Below are 19,840 nucleotides of genomic sequence, written 5' to 3' on the forward strand. Positions count from 1 at the left end.
TGGCCCTGCAAGGAATTTGCAGGGCCATTTCGATATATATTTAATCAACCAGACTTTTTAACTTGGCTTTTAATTCAGGAGAAGAGGGTCTTGAAGCATACGGTGATTCTACCATGCCTTCCTTATTAATAATGATATAGCGAGGTAAAGTATTTACAAAATATTTTTTAGAGAAATCATTAATATTAGAGAGAGTTACATTTACACCCTTTATTGGTGAAGATTCTAAATACCTCTTTTGTTCATTTGAATCGTTATCAAGATAAATATTGATAAAATTATACTTTGAGGAATCACTAAATTCATTAACAAGATAATTAATACCTGAAAGTTCCTCAACTGAGGAACTACATCCCAACGACCATACATTCAAATAAACAACTTTCCCCAATAGATCATTGAGTTGGAAGGACGTACTATCTTGTCTGACAAATTTTATGTTTGGGGCTTTTTTACCTTTTTCAATACTATTTAATGCATTCTCTTTCCACATCGCAATTTTAAGATATTCAGATTGAGAAAATTGCTTTTTCATTTCTTCTAAATGAGTTTTAAAGAAATCTGTCAAACCATAATCCAGAGCATCAATCATTGTCTGAATGGCAAAAAATTCAGAAATTTCTTTATTGGTAAAAATTGATAAGGCAATATTGAATTTTGCACTGAAATAACAAAGTTGTTGATTCTCAAACTCTTCCTTAGAACAATCGATCCTGTTTTTTACATTATAGTTTAGATACATACCCACCAAATCAACATATGTTTTTGATAACAAGCAACTTGTATCATAACCAAAATCCTCAACCTTAACTTCACTTATGTTTTTTAATGGTTCGACTCTTTCTTTAGTAAAATAATTGTGGTAATCGGAGAACAAGATGTGACGGATAGTTATTAGACTTTTAATATCAGCATAGTCAAATGTTTTAAATCCGTCATCTTCTATTTCATCAAAATATTCTTCACGTAATACAATTATTCTATCCTCAATTTTTTCATTTAAATTCATGAAACTATCTAAAGACAAAGAATACAAGCTACGGACATTTAAATATTCTTCATCCAAAATTTTTTGTCTGGCCAGCAAATATTGATTCGCAAACTTATCCGAACCTTGATAGTACAATTTAGGTATTGTATCATTTACATCAATAGTTATACTATTGTTATTGTTTGCTATATAGACAGGGTATTTCTTATCATTGTAAAGAATATAAATTAAAGAAGGAGACTTGGCTTTGATAAATAGTTCTGCATTTTTCACTTCAAATTCTCTTGGAATTATACCCAACACCTCATCATTTCCATCAATAATGTGTTTTTTAACAAAAAATATATTCTCTTTTGGAGTTCCTTTTATGTCGTAACGAATCCTTACAGAATCTATTTTTTCGACATACACATTTTGCGGTCCAACAACTTGCCTACATATAGAAGACATTATTAATAATATTAAAATTCTATATAACATAAAGGTGCAAATGGAGGCATAATAATATGCCTCCAAAATTAAATTAACATCCTGTTAAACATATGTAATCCGAATTCATACGACAGTTATGTGGACTTTCACATCTATAACCTTTGTAATCCTCAAACATCAAACTTCTTGCACTACCACCTCTTATTTCCTCATTGATACTTAACTTCTCTGCAATATTCTTGTCAGAACTAAATCCCCAAAAACCGTGTTTAACATCCAATCCAAACAAAGCCATTACTTCTGCAAAATCATCTGCAGCCAATGAATTGTTCAAAATTTGATAATTAAAACCTACAACTCCTACATTTTCTTTAAAAACAATTCCTTTCATAAATTTTTCTAATTGCTCATTAGAAAGTTTACTTAAAGCGGTGCTTTGACTAGAAATTACACTTTCTAAATCCAGACCTGTTCTAATCACATTCGCATTCTTATTCTCTCGCAGTGCAATTAATTCATTACTAGTCTTAGCAGCAGTATAATTCATTTTAAATTCATTCTTTGATTTTACAGGAACTTCAATAGAAGAATTCTTACATGAACTTAAATAGAATGATGCCATAATCAAAATGATACCAATCATAGTTTTTTTACTTTTTCTCATAAATGTTTAAATTTTAAAGTTTTATAATTTATTTTAATACATCCGCCATTATTTTCAACACTGTATAAGTGTCTTCTGTGTTCGCTTTTATTATTACACTCTTAGAATGAATACCTGGATCATGAGTCTTCGAGAATTTAATTGTTATAAAACCATTACTTCCAGTTTTTACTGGTATTTTAGTCCATTCCGCTAACGTACATCCACAGGAAGTTGATATATCCTGAATAATGAGAGGTTCTGAACCAATATTTACGTAATTGAATGTGTGTTGAACTGTATCTCCATTCTTAATTCTCCCAAAATCATAAAAATCCGAATCGAATCTAAATTTGCCATATTCATTTACAATCTCAGACTTTGTCTTTAGACTCTTATCAACACATGACCAATTAGAAAAAATAGATACAAATATTAGTAGTTGAAAACATTGATTTAACTTTTTGATTACCATATTTTTTACATTAATTACAGTTTACATTCAAAATTTTTTTAGCCTTTTCTTTGATTATGTATACTTTTGCGTTAAGAACTGTCTCTTTAGTATTTAATATTTTATTCGCCCAATATTTCGCTTTATCACATTCATCAATACCCCAATAAAATTGCAACAAAGCATACTTGGGAATAAATTTCTTAGGCACCATATAGACTGCTTTAAGATAGCTTTCTTCCGATTTATCAAGATTGTTTAATATCATATAACCATCGCCAAGGAATACCATAACATCTGAGTCAGTATAGTATTTTCTAGATTCTTCTAAAACTCTAACACTTTCTTCAACCTTATTATTAAAAAGCAATTCTACTCCATAATTATAAAGAAAATTACTATTGCTTTGAAGGCGATGATAAATATTTATATATGCCCTTTCATTAAAATAACCATTCTCAGCACAATTTGCGGCTCTTTCCCACTTTCTATGACATATATATACTTCTGTTATATTATACAATATAATAAGAGAAAAACAGCACTGTATAATTACACCCAAACTAAAATTGGATATGTGAAAGACATTTCGTTGATTAAAATTCAATAATGTCAGAAAAAAGATTATCAATAGTAAAATTGAACTATCAGCAGTAGGATATGAAAAAAGAGAACAAATATAAATGCTAATCAAACTTCCAATAGATGCAATTTTTACTATTTTTTCTTTTCCATTTCCGGTACATCTAAGTGTTTTTAAACTATAAGAAATAATCACAAGAGTAAGTACACCAAAAATTAATAATCCAATTATACCTAATTCGCTCGTTATTAATAGGTATTCATTGAACGGAGATTTGGTGTTTGAAGCAATAAGAGAATTAAAATGATCATCAGGATTTGACTCGAACCATTCCGACTGATATAAATTGTATTCCGATTTAAATTTTCCTAACCCAACTCCAAACACTGGGTTATCCATAATCATATTTAAGGTGTTCTTGTAAATAAATATCCGACCATCTACAGATTGAGTTTTTATTTGGGAATAATAAGAAACAGCAAAAAATAGAAAAAATATGATTATAGAAAAAAGACCAAAAAAAACTACTATTCTTCTTTTAAAATAAGAATACATTTTTTCACCATCAATTATCAACAATATAAAAAAACATCCAAAAAAAACCGCTATAAGCGCTGCCCTTTGTCCTGCTAATAAAAGGATTGAAATACATGTAAAAACACTTAGAGTATTCAGAAACATTAACGGAATTCTATAAACTGAATATTTTTTTATTACATATAGCCCTCCAAGTAAGAATGGTAGACTTATACTTAAATAATTAGTTAGAATACCCGGATTGCCAAATACACTTGTGATTTTAAAAATATCCGAACCTAAAACTTTAAAATATTCTAACCCTGAATGGATACTAACAATGAGTACTACTATCGAAAGAGTATTTATAGCAAAAAGTATAAGATTTTTAGAATTGAGAAATTTTGTAATCGATCTGAATATAATATATGCAAAAACCGAAGTAATTATATTTAAGAATATCAAACTATCAAAAGCAAACGTATTTTGGCTAGAATACCTGATCATAATGTAAAACATAAAAACTGCAATAAGAATATCTAAAATAGTGAATGATATCCCTCTTTTCATAGATGAAACTAAAAACAATACTGTTAATGCGACATATTCAAAAGAAATTGTAAATAAAAAGAAAAATTCAGAAGAAATAATAAACCTATCATCAAAATCAATAAAATTAATAATAGGACAAATAAACAAAAAAAATAAAAAAATTCCGCATAAAATTTTACAAAAAAAATTACACCGAACAATATAGATATTTAAAAAAAATAAATTACACATTATAGACATATTATTTTCAAAAATCAAGTATAATAAATATATTGTAAAAATTATAATAATTTAAAATAATTTTATTAAACAAAATACTCTTTATAAATTTCATTATGCTGCGCAGAATAATTCTATTATTTTCATTAATATTAATCATCCAATGTAAAGAACCAGAGATTATTGAATGGAATTCTCTAATAAATGATTACTCAAAAGATGATAGAGATAGCCTAAAATTAAAAAGTGTTTTATTTCTTCGAAATAAATTTGAATCTAGATACAGTGAAAAATTACTTTTTATGGATAAAAAAAATAACAGAATAAAAATCAGAATAGATTCAATTCAAAATGAAGCAACTCTGATGAAATATATGCAAATAAACAAATTAGAATCTTCTGTAATAAAAATTAAAGAAAGTGAGATATTAAATACTAAAGATATAAGGCGTTTTATTGAAGAAGCAGTTTCATCCCGAGAAAGATATTCCTGGTCAAAAGGGGTTTCAGAAGATTTATTCTTAAAATATGTTCTCCCCTACAAAATTGAAATGGAATTCCCTACTGAATGGAGAAGTTATTTTGAAAGAATACAACAAGGATTTTTGGATTCTTTAGATAGAACTACAGATAATTCTATTGAAAATGCAGCTAAGCTCATTTCCAAAAATATTTACCAATGGTACAGATATGATAAGAGTAATTATCTGTTCTCTCAACAGCCAGATTTTAATGAATTACTATTTTCCCGAAAAGGAGAATGTTACAGAATAGCAAGATTGTTTGTTTATGCTTTAAGATCTGCAGGAATTCCTGCAACTGTTGATATTGTTCCAAAATGGGGAAGCAAAAATGCAGGTCATGCCGAATTTGTTTTATTGGATTCATCTGGAAATCTCAAAGCCAATGTCACAACTGAACATAAACAAGGCCTATGCAGAGCCTCCAAGGTTTTCAGACAAAACTTTTCGTATAGTGGTCTATACACTGATTCTATTTCACCTTATCTCAGGAATTATCCTTTTAAATTGGATCATTTTATAAATGATAATACAACTGATGTGACAAATGAACATACAACATGTTATGACATCAAATTCAACATTCCAGATAAATATTCTTCATCTCCATTCCTATATATTTGTGTATACAATTATGGCGCTTGGGAACCAATCTTTTGGAGTAAAAACAACAATAACATAGCGTCATTTAGAAAAATGACCACAAATATTCTTTATAGAATCGCATCACCAACAGAAAATGGAATAGAATTATTACCTAATATTTTGTTTGTTACTAATAAGGGAGAAGTACAAAATATTGATCATATTTACTTAAAAAAGAAATCAAAATTTCATATTATAAAGATAAATAAGTTTAATGATGGAGAGAGGGCTCACGTCGAATCTGAAAAATTGTATACATTAAATCTATTACTTTCAAATGGAGAATGGAAAAAGTTAGAATCTAAATATCCTAAAAATGGCCGACTTTCTTTTCGTATTATACATTCTCCAAACTCATTTTATAAACTTACAGGTGAGAATTCAATTGACTATTTAGCTAGACCATTTCAATATGTAAATAATAAAATTATTTGGTGGTAAATATACACAAACCTTCTAATTAATTATCTCAAAAAAAACACTGTTATAATTATATAAAATTTTCACAAATACTTTAAAAACAAACATTTTTTAATTATTATATAAAAATTATTTATCTTTTATATCTTACTCCAAACCGCTGACACCGCCTGAAACAACCAGTTTCATTGCATCTGTAGCAGACATATTCAGTTTTTCTACCTTATCAGCCTTAACAATCACGACCTGACCTGCGAAAGAGTAGGAATAGGGAAAGTAAACTATCACATCATCCGGAAGATTGAGTTTGCTCAGATCATGCTGCGTCAGAAATCCGATCTTCTTGAGTCCCATATCGTTTACAGTAACCAATACCGGTTCGTTGAATTTCTTGGCATCCCCGACAAAAGCTTCAGTGAAATCCTTAATAGAGGAATATAAGGTATTGAACAACGGTATCCGGTTAATCTGGCGTGTAATCCACTGCTTGATCGGATCTGTCACAAAATTTGTGAATATAACTCCAGCCAGAACCAGGATCAGTATAACGGTTAATATCCCGATACCCGGAATATACAAGGGATGACCGCTTTCATCCTCTAAGAAATGTTCGGTCAGATTCAAAGTCGAATCTACAGATGCTACGATCCAGACAATCAGAAAAATTGCTCCTGCTAATGGAACCATGACCAAGGTGCCCTTGATCAGATAGTTTAAAAACCCTCTAAAAATTTTTGAAAACATGGCGTATTATACCCTAAAAAATGATTTACAAAGATGCGAAATCATCAGCGCATTATTCGTAAAAATATACTCTTTTTACCCGTTGTGAAATATTGACGAGTAACTCATACGGAATCGTACCAATACTGTTTGCAGCCGCTGTAATATCCGGAAACACAACAACTTCATCTTCTTCACTTACAGCAATATCTGTCACATCGAGCATACACATATCCATACAAATATCTCCTACTGTCGGCACGAGATGTCCGTTGACCAGCATCTTCCCTACTCCGTTACCAAACCGACGGTCATATCCATCTGCATAACCGATCTTAATCGTTGCGATTTTGCTGTCCCGGTGCAATACGCCATGACGGTTGTATCCGACAGTCTCTGATGCCGGAATATGTTTAATCTGCGTTACATTCGTCTTCAATACACCTACTGTCTGTAAGCTGAGATCTGTCCTGCTCGCCTCCACACCATACATACCTATCCCCAAACGCACCATATCAAAATAAGCAGACGGCCACAGCTCAATTCCTGAAGTAGCCGCGATATGACGTAAAAAACTATATCCAAGCTCCTGCTGCAGTTTCTTCGCAAACTGATCCAGCTTAAGGATCTGCTCGGCCGTAAATGCATTATCCTGTGGATTTGCAGCCGAGGCAAGATGAGAGAATGCCGATTGTACCCGGACCACATCCTGTTGACGCAGGATATCGATCAGCGCTTCAGCTTCATCCGGCATAAAACCTAGCCTGTGCATACCGGTATCTACCTTGATATGAATAGGGAAATTTTTTAGGTCTTTGATCCTGACAAACGAAATAAAGGCATGAAGAATACGAAAACTATAGATTTCGGGCTCCAGATTATGCTGAACTACGGATTCAAAAGCATTTTCATCCGGACTCATGACAACAATGGGCAGCGTAATTCCTGCATTACGCAATTCCACTCCTTCATCTGCATAGGCCACAGTAAGATAATCTACCTGATTAAACTGTAAGAGGTTTGCAATTTCAAAACTTCCGCTTCCATAAGAAAAGGCTTTAACCATAGCCATCATTTTCACCTCTTTGGGTACCAGTCCGCGATACACATTCAGATTATGCTCCAATGCATTCAGATTAATCTCTAATACCGTATCATGAGATTTTGCGACTAACAGCTTACTGATGTCCTCAAAATGGAAGTCACGCGCTCCTTTCAGCAATATGGTAGCATCCCGAAATTCTATATCCTTCAGATTAGCAATGAAATCGGCCGTAGATGCATAGCATTGAAAAGGTACGCCTAATTGTTCAGCGTACTGCCTCAGTACGGGGCCTATTAAGATCAGTTGGGTCAGATTACGGTCCGCAACCAAACGTTTTAGCTTGTTGAGATTCTTTTCATCAGTCAGCGTAACACCCGGAATATCGGATAAGATGAGTATGCTATTCGTATGCTGATGCTGTTGATTTAAAAAATCCAAAGCAATCTGCAGGGACACCAGATCATTGCTGTATGAATCGTCTATGACAGATGTATTATTTTTACCGTTCTTCAGTTCCAGACGCATCTCAACCGGCAACAGGTTCCTGATCCGCTCGGCTATCAGCGCTGTATCGTAACCGAAGCGCAGCATCACCGCTACACAGGTAATGGCATTTTCCATAGCAGCACTGTCCGTAAACGGAACCGAAATGCCAAACGTCTTTCCGCCATAGTATAGCGTCACATAGGTCTGTCCATCCTCCGGCTTGCGGATAGAATAGACTTCCAGTTGATTATCTTCTTCTTCTCCCCAGGACAGTTTGCGCGGCTTATAGGGAATCTGTACAGCCTCCAGATATTTGGCGGGGTAAATAAGCGTCTCCGCATCTTTAAATAACCGGAGTTTCTCTTCGGTTTTCTCCAGCTTTGAAGCAAATCCCTGCTGATGAGCAATACCAATATTGGTAAGCACGCCAAAAGTGGGCTTGATCATAGCTTCCAGACGGTCCATTTCACCGACATGGCTGATACCTGCTTCGATAATAGCCAGATTATACTGATTGGACAGATCCCATAGAGATAGGGCTACCCCCAATTGAGAGTTGTAACTTTTAGGACTTCTGTAGATTTTATATTCCGGAGACATCAGTTGAAACAACCACTCTTTGACAATGGTCTTACCATTACTACCCGTAATACCTATGACTGGTCCCTGAAAACGCGATCTGTTATGTTGTGCCAAAGATTGCAGGGTTGTCCATGAATTTGCAACCCACAGGATATTGGCATCGGGCATCTGTACTTCCTGTTCTGTATCTTTTTCCAGTATAAAATTACGTACTCCTTTATTATAAGCATCCTGAATATAAAGATGGCCGTCCTGACGTCCGGTAAATGCAAAGAAAATACCTAATTTCTCATGTGCAATCTTTCTACTGTCATATAGCAGGTAATGGATACTTACCTTAGTATCGGCTAAATAAGATCTGCGGGGCTTAATAATATCCTGAATCTCTGAAATCGTGTACATACTACCTCTCTTTTGGTAGATCAAAGATTGCCATTTTTTCCATAAGTTGGGTATTTTTTTAATTTTTGTAAGATGCGGGACGATGAAAAGAAAAAGAGGGTACTGACAGCGGCACAGGCTAAGCTCAAAGCCGAGAATTATTGTGCTTATCAGGAACGGGCTCAACAGGAAGTAAGAGATAAACTCTATGATTGGGGACTACATCAGGAAGATGTGGAAAATATAATTGTCGAGCTTATTTCCGACAACTTCCTCAATGAAGAACGGTTTGCTCTGGCCTATGCTTCGGGTAAATTCAGAATGAAAGGTTGGGGGAAAATAAAGATAAAACAAGGGCTTACTTTCAAAAAAGTATCTCCTCCCCTTATCAGACAGGCATTAGCAGCAATTGATTACGATGAGTACCTCTCTCGTCTGGCAGATATCCTGCAAAAAAAAGCAGCTTCGCTAAAAGAGGACGACCCGTATATACGTAAAAACAAGTTGGCTCAATATGCAGCCGGAAGAGGGTTTGAAAGTACAGAAATATGGGATCTTCTAAAAGAAAACACATATTGACCGGCATACAGCCAATATCCTTCAAAAATAAACCTAACTTAAAATCTATGTTACGTGGATATAAACATATTTAGTATTTTCGCACGTTATTTTTTAGAAGAAGTAAATTAACGAATATGCAGTTAACGAAGTTGGAAATAAAGGGGTTCAAAAGTTTTGGTGACAAGATTACGATCAACTTTAATGATGGTGTGACGGCTATTGTGGGCCCTAACGGTTGCGGAAAATCCAATGTGGTAGATGCGATCCGTTGGGTAATGGGTGAACAAAGCACCCGAGCGCTGCGTTCGGAAAAGATGGAAAACATCATTTTTAACGGCACGAAAAACCGTAAGCCTGCTAATCTGGCCGAAGTATCCCTCACCTTTAATAATACAAAAAACATTCTTCCTACAGAGTTCTCAACCGTGAATATCACCAGAAAACTCTACCGAAACGGAGAAAGTGAATATAGACTGAATGATGTAAAATGTCGCTTAAAAGATATTACGGATCTTTTTCTGGATACAGGTCTTGGGGCGGATACCTATTCCATCATTGAGTTAAAAATGATTGACGAGATTATTAATAATAAAGATAATTCCCGGCGTAATCTTTTTGAAGAAGCCTCCGGTATATCTAAGTATAAGGTTCGCAAAAAGCAAACCCTTTCTAAACTGAAAGAAACAGAAAACGACCTTAGCCGTGTAGATGACCTCCTATTTGAGATCGGTAAGAATCTGAAGAGTCTGGAAAATCAGGCAAAGAAAGCAGATAAATATTTCCGTCTCAAGGATGAATATAAAGACGCCAGCGTAAGTCTCGCCTATTTCAAACTGGCAGATTTCAGCCAGGATCTGGAAAAACTGGAAGAACAGGAAGCTGCACAGCAGGAAGTTATTCAGCAGAATCAATCTCAGATCGGCCTGCAGGAAACGGAGCTGCAGGAAAAGAAAAAGGATATCCTTGCTAAAGAGAAGAATCTCTCTGTACAACAAAAGAGTACGCACGAGTATGTCAATAAGATAAGAGCATACGAATCGGAGAAAAAGATCAAAAATGAGCAGATGCGTCATTTGCAGGAAAAAGAGGCGAGATTAAGTACAGAACTGGCAAATGATAAGCAACAACTCAACCATGCTTTCTATAATATAAAAAGACTCAATGAGGAGCTCTTTGAAGAGCAATCCAAATTTGACAGTATAAAAATGGATCTGGAGGCTAACAAGACTGAAGTAGAAGAGCTGAGAGCACAACAACAATCTGCAAAAGCCAAGTTAGACAGTTTTCAAAAAGAAAGAGGGGAAATTCAGAGCAGAATCTATCAGCTGGAAAAAGATATCGCAGTACTCAATATACAAAAAGATGCTCTTCAGCAGGAATCTCTGCGCAATGTCAGCGATACCGCTTCTAAAGAAACGGAATTAAATCAGTTTAATATCGCCGTTGCAGATCTTGAAGGTCGTGTAGACTCTCAACAGCAGCAATACGAATCCGCTATACAATCTGAAAGTGAACTGCAGCTACAAATCACGGCTACGGAATCCGAGTTGCAGACGATTAAGGATGAGCTCAACAGACAAAGTCGTATAGTCGATGCAAAACAGAACGAATATAATCTGACCAAGTCATTGGTCGATAATCTGGAAGGATTTCCGGAGTCTATCCGGTTCCTGCGCAAAAGTGCAGGTTGGAAAAAACAATTTCCGCTCTTCTCGGATATTCTTTTTTGTAAAGAAGACTATCGGGTTGCAGTGGAGAACTACCTGGAGCCTATCATGAATCATTATGTGGTAGATTCACAACAGGATGCCGTACAGGCCATCCAGTTATTGAGCGATGCGTCGAGAGGAAGAGCAAACTTTTTTGTACTGGATGCTATCACTTCACTTTCTCCATTCGCTCCTGCCGTTGAGGATGAAAAGCTGATCCGGGCATTGGATGTCATCACTGTAGAAGAAAAGTACAGAACGCTGTGCGAAATCTTACTACAACATGTCTTCATCCTGAAACACGGCGAATCTGCAGATCTCGAAACGCAGCTTCCGCAGGATGATACAATCATACTGCATAAGGAAGGACGATTTGCAAAAAACAGATTAGGACTTATGGGTGGTTCGGTAGGATTGTTTGAAGGGAAGAGAATCGGAAGGGCCAAAAACCTGGAGAATCTGGCAAAAGAAATCAAAACATTGAATCAGCAGATCGTAGAACTGCAAACCCGTGAAGTAGAGCAATCCGGTAAACTGGTATCGCTCAAAAACAATTCACAACGGGAAACTATAGATGAGTTGCGCCACCAGCTTAATCGTCTCAACAATGAACTGATATCCGTCAAAACCAAACAGGAACAATACCAGACTTTTATCACCAATAGTCATAACCGTAAACAGGACATAGAAGCCAAAATCACGACTATTACCAATGATCTTTTGACGGCAGACCCGACCTTACAGGATCTGAAAATTGAAAACCAGAAGAGAGATCTGGAGGTACAGGATCTGCAGGAAAACTTTAATGAAATATCGGAGATCCTGACTGAAAAATCAGCGGTATTCAATCAACAGAATATTCATTTTCATCAGCAACAGAATAAAGTATCAGGTATTCAGAAGGATCTGGAATACAGAGATGTTCAGAAAGAAACATTTGAAGCCCGCATCGAAAAGAATACGATTGAATATGAAGAGGTACAACAAAGTATAAAAGATACACTTCAGCACGTTGATCATAACGATGAGGATCTGCTCGCTATGTACGCTCAGAAGGAGGCTCTTGAAAAAGGCTTACAGGACATAGAAGAGGACTTCTATGCTTCACGCAAAGTCATTAATGATCTGGAAGAAGCTATAGCACAGTTGCGCAAATCCAAAGAGCTTACCGATATGCTGATCGGTGAGATTAAAGATAAAAAGACCAGATTACAGATCGATCTGAATGCTCTTCGTGAGCGTCTTTCTGTAGAGTTCAATATTGACCTTAAAGACCTTCTGGAAACTGAACCTCCAGAAACAAGCCTGTCTCAGCAAGCGCTGCAGATAACCTGTGAGAAGATCAAGAAACAACTGGATGAATACGGTACAATCAATCCAATGGCCAAAGAAGCCTATGATGAAATGAACGAGCGGTCGGACTTCATTACGAAAGAAAAATCTGATCTGCTGGAAGCCAAAAACTCTTTAATGGCAACCATCAAAGAGATCGATGATTCGGCTAAAGATAAGTTCATGACGGCCTTTACTATGATCCGCGAAAACTTTATCCGTGTGTTCAGATCATTATTTAATGAAGAAGACAGCTGTGACCTGACGCTTTCTGATCCGGACAATCCACTGGAATCGGATATTGACATTATTGCACGTCCTAAAGGCAAGCGACCGCTTTCTATTAATCAATTGTCGGGAGGAGAGAAGACGTTGACTTCTACAGCGTTGTTATTCTCCCTGTATCTGCTGAAGCCAGCGCCTTTCTGTATATTCGATGAGGTAGATGCTCCGCTTGATGATACGAATATTGACAAATTCAACAATATTATCCGTGAATTCTCTAACGATTCACAATTTATAGTAGTCTCGCACAACAAGCGTACTATAGCAAGTACAGATGTCATCTACGGTGTGACGATGGTAGAACAGGGAATCTCCAGAGTAGTTGCTGTCGACCTGAGAGATGTCGCTTAAAAAATAAATCTTCACCTGGCATGTTTTACAAATATGCCAGGTGAAGATTTTCTTATATCAGGACCTGATTATTACTATCCTTCTCTTATTTCAATAGCCGTACATCGTACAGATCTTTTCTTCTGTCTTTCATGATCTTGACGGTACCATATTCATGCAGATCCCGCAACGCATATAAGTCCACATCTGCGATCAGCACCATTTCAGCATTGGGAGTGGCTTCGGCTTTGATGGCATTATTGGGAAATGCAAAATCAGAGGGAGTGAATACAGCCGATTGGGAATATTGAATATCCATGTTATTGACACGTGGCAGATTACCGACTGAACCTGCAATAGCCACATAGCATTCGTTTTCTATAGCACGTGCCTGCGCACATGTACGTACACGGATATATCCGTTCTGCGTATCTGTCATAAAAGGTACAAATAAAATCTGCATACCCTGATCGGCCAGTATACGGCTCAATTCCGGGAATTCTACATCATAGCAGATCAATAATCCGATCTTACCACAATCTGTATCAAATACTTTGACTTCATTCCCTCCTATCATACCATAATACTTGGACTCATTCGGGGTGATATGGATCTTACGATAGGAATCTACTTTACCACTCCGGTGACAGAGATAGGAAACATTATACAGTTTATTATTCTCATAGACAGGCATAGACCCTGCTATAATATTGACATTATATGATACCGCGAACTGCTGTATACGATCTACGATCTCATTGGTGAGCTCGGCCAGTCTTTTCATTGCGGTCCTTTCAGGAAGGTCATTGAATGGACTCATCAACGGAGTATTGAAAAATTCGGGAAACATAATAAAATCAGCACCGTAATCGCTGACCGTATCTACGAAAAACTCAATCTGGTCATAAAAAGCCTCGACATTATCAAAGAGGCGCATCTGCCATTGTATCAGTCCAAGACGAATAGTTTGTTTGGATGTAGAAATGGAACGGGAATCGGGTTCGTAATAAATATTATTCCATTCCAGTAATACCGCAAACTCCATGGAATCCATATCCTCTGGCAGGTAATTTTTCAGAATCTTCTTGACATGGAAATCATTGGACAACTGAAATGTGAGCGTCGGATCGTAGATCTCTTTACGTTTTACCTTTTCGATATAAACGCGGGGACTCATTTTTTCTGAGTAATTATGGTAGTTAGGGATACGTCCTCCGGCTACAATACTTTTGAGATTGAGTTGCTCACACAGTTCCTTACGGGAGTCATAAAGTCTTCGCCCCAGGCGTAATGCACGATGATCCGGATGTACAAAAACTTCTATCCCGTATAAAGTATCACCTTCATGCGTATGTTTACTGAATTTACCATCATCAATAATATCGTAGTAACTATCATAGATATTATTCTTTTTTGAATTAAGGATAATGGATAAGGCACAAGCGACAACATGACCATCGACCTCCACACATAACTGCCCTTCGGGAAACAACTCAATCAGATCGACGATATTCTCCCGGCTCCAGACTTCTCCCATACCCTGATAGGCTTCCTCCATGGAGTTTTTTAAATCTCTATAGTCCTTCTTGGTCAAAGGTCTTACCTGTATATCCATATATATTATTTTTAAAATTTAATGTAAGTGAAAAATTAAGATCAGCGATCATACATCATTCAAACAAAAAATAATGCCAACTGTTATCCTAACTTAGCATTTTTTTAAAATTAATCAGCTAATTTGCACGAAAGAAAGTCTGAATATCCTGATATACCGGCAGGTACGTATGGATCGGAACGTCTGAAAGGATGAGTTCCGTTTATAAATCATTGCTGCCTTTATCCTCTGATTTCGGCTAAAGGCAGCAAGAGATTTTTTAATTATGCTTCTCCTTTTGGAGTTCCAAAATTAAGCGGCAATGTATTATCATTGGCTTTAATTGATCCGTTTTGAGCTTCAAAACGGTTAATATTATCCTGCAAAGCACCTAAAAGCCTTTTCGCATGTTCGGGAGTCAGAATAATTCTGGATTTGACCTTTGCCTTTGGTACACCGGGCATGATACGAACAAAATCCACAACAAATTCTGTAGATGAATGTGTAATAATAGCCAGATTGGAGTATACTCCTTCTGCTGTTTCTTCCGTCAGTTCAATACTCAATTCCTGATTCTCCTGATTGTTATTTTCCATTCTTATTGTAATATATATTTAGGGTTTTTATAATATAGTCTTATTATTAACTTTTGAATGTTCTGAAATCCTGTCCCTCTTCTATCGCCAGTACAGTTTCATAAATCAGTCTGATCACATTATCTACATCTTCTTTATGAATCATCTCTACTGTAGTATGCATGTAGCGAAGCGGTAAAGAGATCAATGCCGAAGGTACACCACCATTAGAGTACGCAAAGGCATCCGTATCCGTACCTGTATAACGGGATGAAGCCTGTCTCTGGAATGGAATCTGATTCTGCTCCGCAACCCTGACTAGCAGTTTATTCAGGTTGATCTGCACTGCAGGTGCATAGGACAATACAGGTCCGCTACCACAAGCCAGATCTCCCTGGGTAATCTTATTGATCATCGGTGTTTGTGTATCGTGGGTTACATCGGTCACAATAGCAACATGAGGTTTGATATAATCGGCGATCATTTCTGCCCCGCGAAGACCAATTTCCTCCTGTACAGAGTTAACGATATAAAGACCAAAAGGCAGTTTTTTCTTATTTTCCTTCAGCAAACGCGCTACCTCGGTGATCATGAATCCGCCGGCACGGTTGTCCAGTGCACGTCCTACATAGTACCGGTCATTGAGGATCATAAATTCATCCTCATAAGTAACTACTGAACCTACATGAATGCCCAGCGCCTCTACTTCTTCTTTGCTTGTACAGCCACAATCCAGAAAAATATTTTTAAGAGTAGGTGCTTCTTCTTTTTCGCCTGAACGGGTATGAATAGCCGGCCATCCGAATACAGCTTTTACGGTTCCTTTATCTGTATGGATATTTACACGTTTGGAAGGTGCAATCTGATGATCTGAACCTCCGTTGCGGATAACATAGATCAAACCATCTTTCGTAATGTAATTTACAAACCAGGAAATTTCATCTGCATGTGCTTCTATAACTACTTTATAAGGCGCATCCGGATTGATAATTCCTACAGCTGTACCATAATTATCAATATAAGTTGTATCTACATACGGCTTCAGATAATCCAGCCACATGCGTTGCCCCTCCCACTCAAAACCTGTTGGTGAAGGGTTATTTATGTATTTTTCAAAAAAAGAGAGCGACTCTTTTGTCACTATCGGAATGTGTTTTTTTTCTGTTTTTTCACTTTTCTTAGCCATATTCAATTAATGATTTCAGATACGATTGCTTACATAGTAAGCTCAGGACAAAGTTAAAAAAGATAATTTTAAGTTTTCGGACCGGATACCTCTATTCCGTTTAATTCACGTCCAAAAACAAGGATTATAATCTACACCTTCTGCCCTGGGAGCACAGTATTCCTCCCATGGAGGGATACGAATGTAAAATAATCAAAAAAACACAATAAAGAATTCTTTTCCCTAATTCTTTGCAGAAAGAATATAATTATCTTAATTAATTCAGTGATCCCTGAGTATCCTGTTTTTTAATGCTGAAGGTGTATTAAAAATATTACCTGCGGATTTGAAGTATATTCTAACTTACACAGAATAACCATACTATAGCAGAATAAGATTGTACTTATTCCACCAGGGCTTTCACCAGGCTTAAAACATTTGGACAAAGCCTTTTAAAAAGGTGGAGAAATACTATCTTTACAGCATCAAAATAGTTCATAACAAATGGAAAATCTTTTCAATATAATCTACTGGGATATTCATCCCGAAATATTTAAGATCGGCTCTTTTGGATTACGCTATTATGCACTCTGTTGGCTGGCGGCATTTGCAATATCGTATGTTCTGATGCTGAAGATCTTCAAAAGAGAAGGCAAAACACAGGAGCAGCTGGATCAGTTAAGTATCTATATTTTCTTAGGAACATTAATCGGTGCCCGCTTGGGACATTGTCTGTTTTATGAGTTTGATTACTACAAAGATCATATCATGGAGATTTTCCTTCCTTTCCGTTGGGATGCAAATGGCAATTTCCAAATGACAGGTTTTGCAGGTTTAGCCAGCCATGGTGCTGCTGTCGGTATACTGACCTCGATCTATCTCTTTGCCAGAAAAACAAAGATCAATTTTATGTGGGTAGCAGATCGTCTTGTGATTGTCGTACCGATAGCAGGAGCTTTTGTCAGATTAGGTAACTTCTTCAACTCTGAAATGATCGGTCCTCCTACAGATCTTCCTTGGGCTGTAGTATTCAAAAATATTGATAATATTCCCCGTCATCCCGGACAATTGTATGAGGCATTGGCTTATGTGATTATTTTTATTGTGATGTGGTACCTCTACAATAAAAAGAGCATTCTTAAGCCTGGATATTTGTTCGGAATATTTCTGGTGTTATTATTCGGTGCGCGATTTGTTCTGGAATACTTCAAAATAGATCAGGAAGATTTTGAAAAGAACATGTTATTTAATATGGGACAGATCCTGAGTATTCCATTTATTCTTGCGGGTTTTTATCTGATCTTCCGAAAACCGAAAGAAGGTCAATCCAAATAATCATAAAAGCCCTTTTTTGCTTAAAAAGGGCTTTTTCATTTTAATATATATGCACAATTTCAGTAAATTCAAACGAAGTACTATTATTTTTATTCTGGGCCTGCTATCGGCTATCGGTCCCTTCTCTATTGATATGTATCTGCCGGCTTTCAAAACCATAGCAACGGATTTTGGTACTTCTGTAGATCGTGTACAACTATCTCTTTCTTCTTTTTTTATCGGGATAGCTATCGGTCAGCTTGTTTACGGACCTCTTCTTGACAAATTCGGACGCAAAAAACCACTGATCGTAGGAATCAGTCTGTATATTTTCGCTTCCATAATGTGTATATTCTCCACTAATATTGAACAGTTGATTGTTTTCCGCTTTATACAGGCCTTGGGCAGCTGCTCGGGTATGGTCGCTTCACGGGCAATGGTGAGAGATTATTTTGGACCGCAGGAGTCCGCAAAGATATTCAGTATGCTGATGCTTATCGTGGGTATCTCTCCTATTCTGGCACCGAGTGTCGGGGCATTCGTCATGTCGCACTTTGAGTGGCATATGATCTTTACCATTCTGACGGTCATGGCTGTCCTTATTCTGATCAGCGTTATTTTCCTGTTACCGGAATCATTTGCCGGAAATAAAAATTTTTCTTTAGCACCGAAACAGGTCACAATTAACTTTTGGACGGTTTGTAAAAACCCGCAATTTTTGAGCTTTTGTCTCGTCAGCGCACTTACTGCATCCGCACTATACGCCTACCTGGCCGGCTCGCCATTCGTCATGCAGGAACTATACGGACTTACAGAATCAGAATATGGAATTGTATTCGCAATAATCGCCTCTGCACTTATACTGGCTACCCAGATCAACAGGATTGCACTCAACAGATGGTCAAGTAGCGATATTTCCAGATTTGCATCACGTCTACAGGTGAGTATGTCTGCATTATTTATTGTTGTGACTTTAGGGGGGTGGATCACCCTTCCTACTATGGTCGGATTTATTTTTCTGATTCTGCTGGCTCAGGGATTTATTTTCCCAAATACTTCTGCCCTGGCCTTAGCACCATTCAAAGAACTTGCCGGAAGTGCTTCTGCCTTATTGGGTTGCTTTCAGATGGGCATTGGAGCACTGGCTTCCGGAGCGGTGAGTATACTGCACAACAACACCGCGTTGCCAATGGTGATCGTCATGTCTGCATGCTCGTTTTTAGGGCTTATTATATACTTATATCTGCCGAAATTACTAAAACCTGCTACTATATAATACAAAAAACGGGCTGTTCTGATAATCAGAACAGCCCGTTTTCATTATATGATTATGTTATGCTTTAGATCAGTCCTTCTATAGCTAAGCGATAGCCGTCCAATCCAAAACCACAAATTACGCCTTTACAGTTCTTCGCCAGATATGATTTATGGCGAAATTCTTCACGTGCATATACATTGGAAATATGTACCTCTATAACCGCAGTCTTTACTGCCGCAATAGCATCCCCTATAGCAACAGAAGTATGCGTATATGCACCCGCATTTAACACAATTCCATCGATATCAAAACCTACCTCATGAATTTTGTCAATAATGGCTCCTTCTGAATTGCTCTGAAAATAGTTCAGGTCCAGTTCCGGAAACCGCTGTTTCAATGTTTCAAAATATGACTTAAAATCCTGATCTCCGTAAATACTCTTTTCTCTCACACCTAAGAGATTAAGATTCGGACCGTTGATTATTAATATTTTTTTCATGTGCTTATGCTATTCCGTAAAGATA

15 protein-coding genes are annotated in these 19,840 nt (G+C 36.6%); 5 read left to right on the forward strand and 10 right to left on the reverse strand.

Going from position 1 to position 19,840, the window contains the following annotated elements:
- Window positions 1–40 precede the first annotated feature (40 nt).
- From HMPREF0766_RS19605 to HMPREF0766_RS19620, 4 genes are all read right to left on the reverse strand, one after another.
- Entirely contained in the window at window positions 41–1,441 is a 1,401-nt protein-coding gene (locus HMPREF0766_RS19605) for a TlpA family protein disulfide reductase (protein ID WP_003001341.1), read from the reverse strand.
- A 73-nt stretch (window positions 1,442–1,514) separates the two neighbouring features.
- Window positions 1,515–2,087 carry a hypothetical protein gene (locus HMPREF0766_RS19610; RefSeq protein ID WP_003001343.1) on the reverse strand — a complete coding sequence of 191 codons (573 nt, stop codon included), beginning with the start codon at window positions 2,085–2,087 and terminating at the stop codon, window positions 1,515–1,517.
- Window positions 2,088–2,115: 28 nt separating this feature from the next.
- Entirely contained in the window at window positions 2,116–2,541 is a 426-nt protein-coding gene (locus HMPREF0766_RS22755) for a DUF1573 domain-containing protein (protein WP_003001345.1), read from the reverse strand.
- Window positions 2,542–2,551: 10 nt separating this feature from the next.
- Window positions 2,552–4,189 carry an O-antigen ligase family protein gene (locus tag HMPREF0766_RS19620; protein ID WP_169311228.1) on the reverse strand — a complete coding sequence of 546 codons (1,638 nt, stop codon included), beginning with the start codon at window positions 4,187–4,189 and terminating at the stop codon, window positions 2,552–2,554.
- Window positions 4,190–4,506: 317 nt separating this feature from the next.
- Here HMPREF0766_RS19620 and HMPREF0766_RS19625 point away from each other — a divergent pair, with 317 nt between their 5' ends.
- Window positions 4,507–5,997: a transglutaminase-like domain-containing protein gene (locus HMPREF0766_RS19625; RefSeq protein ID WP_003001349.1), complete on the forward strand. Its 1,491-nt coding sequence runs from the start codon at window positions 4,507–4,509 to the stop codon at window positions 5,995–5,997.
- Window positions 5,998–6,123: 126 nt separating this feature from the next.
- On the opposite strand, the gene HMPREF0766_RS19630 is transcribed toward HMPREF0766_RS19625, so the two are convergent.
- The gene (locus HMPREF0766_RS19630) at window positions 6,124–6,720 is read right to left on the reverse strand and encodes a DUF502 domain-containing protein (RefSeq protein WP_003001351.1); all 597 of its coding nucleotides are present in this window, start codon (window positions 6,718–6,720) and stop codon (window positions 6,124–6,126) included.
- 52 nt (window positions 6,721–6,772) lie between these two features.
- Window positions 6,773–9,214, reverse strand: coding sequence for a bifunctional UDP-N-acetylmuramoyl-tripeptide:D-alanyl-D-alanine ligase/alanine racemase (locus tag HMPREF0766_RS19635; protein ID WP_003001353.1), 2,442 nt, complete (start codon window positions 9,212–9,214; stop codon window positions 6,773–6,775).
- A gap of 72 nt (window positions 9,215–9,286) precedes the next feature.
- Here HMPREF0766_RS19635 and HMPREF0766_RS19640 point away from each other — a divergent pair, with 72 nt between their 5' ends.
- Both HMPREF0766_RS19640 and smc read left to right on the forward strand, forming a co-directional pair.
- Window positions 9,287–9,772, forward strand: coding sequence for a regulatory protein RecX (locus HMPREF0766_RS19640; protein ID WP_003001354.1), 486 nt, complete (start codon window positions 9,287–9,289; stop codon window positions 9,770–9,772).
- 116 nt (window positions 9,773–9,888) lie between these two features.
- Window positions 9,889–13,431: a chromosome segregation protein SMC gene (gene smc / locus HMPREF0766_RS19645; protein ID WP_003001355.1), complete on the forward strand. Its 3,543-nt coding sequence runs from the start codon at window positions 9,889–9,891 to the stop codon at window positions 13,429–13,431.
- 85 nt (window positions 13,432–13,516) lie between these two features.
- Here the strand turns inward: smc and HMPREF0766_RS19650 are convergent, their stop codons facing one another.
- The 3 genes from HMPREF0766_RS19650 to HMPREF0766_RS19660 form a co-directional block, all read right to left on the reverse strand.
- Window positions 13,517–15,025: a carbon-nitrogen hydrolase family protein gene (locus HMPREF0766_RS19650; protein ID WP_003001356.1), complete on the reverse strand. Its 1,509-nt coding sequence runs from the start codon at window positions 15,023–15,025 to the stop codon at window positions 13,517–13,519.
- Window positions 15,026–15,288: 263 nt separating this feature from the next.
- Window positions 15,289–15,600, reverse strand: coding sequence for a DUF3467 domain-containing protein (locus HMPREF0766_RS19655; protein WP_003001357.1), 312 nt, complete (start codon window positions 15,598–15,600; stop codon window positions 15,289–15,291).
- 46 nt (window positions 15,601–15,646) lie between these two features.
- Window positions 15,647–16,765 carry a M42 family metallopeptidase gene (locus tag HMPREF0766_RS19660; protein WP_003001358.1) on the reverse strand — a complete coding sequence of 373 codons (1,119 nt, stop codon included), beginning with the start codon at window positions 16,763–16,765 and terminating at the stop codon, window positions 15,647–15,649.
- Window positions 16,766–17,248: 483 nt separating this feature from the next.
- On the opposite strand from HMPREF0766_RS19660, the gene lgt reads away from it, so the two are divergent.
- A complete protein-coding gene (lgt, locus tag HMPREF0766_RS19665) occupies window positions 17,249–18,079 on the forward strand; it encodes a prolipoprotein diacylglyceryl transferase (RefSeq protein WP_003001359.1) in 831 nt (276 codons plus the stop codon).
- A 49-nt stretch (window positions 18,080–18,128) separates the two neighbouring features.
- Window positions 18,129–19,334, forward strand: a complete 1,206-nt coding sequence (locus HMPREF0766_RS19670) for a multidrug effflux MFS transporter (protein ID WP_003001360.1) — start codon at window positions 18,129–18,131, stop codon at window positions 19,332–19,334.
- A gap of 64 nt (window positions 19,335–19,398) precedes the next feature.
- On the opposite strand, the gene aroQ is transcribed toward HMPREF0766_RS19670, so the two are convergent.
- Window positions 19,399–19,815 carry a type II 3-dehydroquinate dehydratase gene (aroQ, locus tag HMPREF0766_RS19675; RefSeq protein WP_003001361.1) on the reverse strand — a complete coding sequence of 139 codons (417 nt, stop codon included), beginning with the start codon at window positions 19,813–19,815 and terminating at the stop codon, window positions 19,399–19,401.
- Window positions 19,816–19,840: the final 25 nt, after the last annotated feature.

Source organism: Sphingobacterium spiritivorum ATCC 33861 (assembly GCF_000143765.1).
GTDB classification, from domain to species: Bacteria; Bacteroidota; Bacteroidia; order Sphingobacteriales; family Sphingobacteriaceae; genus Sphingobacterium; species Sphingobacterium spiritivorum.

Excerpts from the sequence above, each read along its gene's own strand:
- HMPREF0766_RS19605 (WP_003001341.1), bottom strand. The coding sequence starts at position 1,441 with ATGTCTTCTATATGTAGGCAAGTTGTTGGACCGCAAAATGTGTATGTC.
- HMPREF0766_RS19610 (WP_003001343.1), bottom strand. The coding sequence starts at position 2,087 with ATGAGAAAAAGTAAAAAAACTATGATTGGTATCATTTTGATTATGGCA.
- HMPREF0766_RS22755 (WP_003001345.1), bottom strand. The coding sequence starts at position 2,541 with ATGGTAATCAAAAAGTTAAATCAATGTTTTCAACTACTAATATTTGTA.
- HMPREF0766_RS19620 (WP_169311228.1), bottom strand. The coding sequence starts at position 4,189 with ATGAAAAGAGGGATATCATTCACTATTTTAGATATTCTTATTGCAGTT.
- HMPREF0766_RS19625 (WP_003001349.1), top strand. The coding sequence starts at position 4,507 with ATGCTGCGCAGAATAATTCTATTATTTTCATTAATATTAATCATCCAA.
- HMPREF0766_RS19630 (WP_003001351.1), bottom strand. The coding sequence starts at position 6,720 with ATGTTTTCAAAAATTTTTAGAGGGTTTTTAAACTATCTGATCAAGGGC.
- HMPREF0766_RS19635 (WP_003001353.1), bottom strand. The coding sequence starts at position 9,214 with ATGTACACGATTTCAGAGATTCAGGATATTATTAAGCCCCGCAGATCT.
- HMPREF0766_RS19640 (WP_003001354.1), top strand. The coding sequence starts at position 9,287 with ATGCGGGACGATGAAAAGAAAAAGAGGGTACTGACAGCGGCACAGGCT.
- smc (WP_003001355.1), top strand. The coding sequence starts at position 9,889 with ATGCAGTTAACGAAGTTGGAAATAAAGGGGTTCAAAAGTTTTGGTGAC.
- HMPREF0766_RS19650 (WP_003001356.1), bottom strand. The coding sequence starts at position 15,025 with ATGGATATACAGGTAAGACCTTTGACCAAGAAGGACTATAGAGATTTA.
- HMPREF0766_RS19655 (WP_003001357.1), bottom strand. The coding sequence starts at position 15,600 with ATGGAAAATAACAATCAGGAGAATCAGGAATTGAGTATTGAACTGACG.
- HMPREF0766_RS19660 (WP_003001358.1), bottom strand. The coding sequence starts at position 16,765 with ATGGCTAAGAAAAGTGAAAAAACAGAAAAAAAACACATTCCGATAGTG.
- lgt (WP_003001359.1), top strand. The coding sequence starts at position 17,249 with ATGGAAAATCTTTTCAATATAATCTACTGGGATATTCATCCCGAAATA.
- HMPREF0766_RS19670 (WP_003001360.1), top strand. The coding sequence starts at position 18,129 with ATGCACAATTTCAGTAAATTCAAACGAAGTACTATTATTTTTATTCTG.
- aroQ (WP_003001361.1), bottom strand. The coding sequence starts at position 19,815 with ATGAAAAAAATATTAATAATCAACGGTCCGAATCTTAATCTCTTAGGT.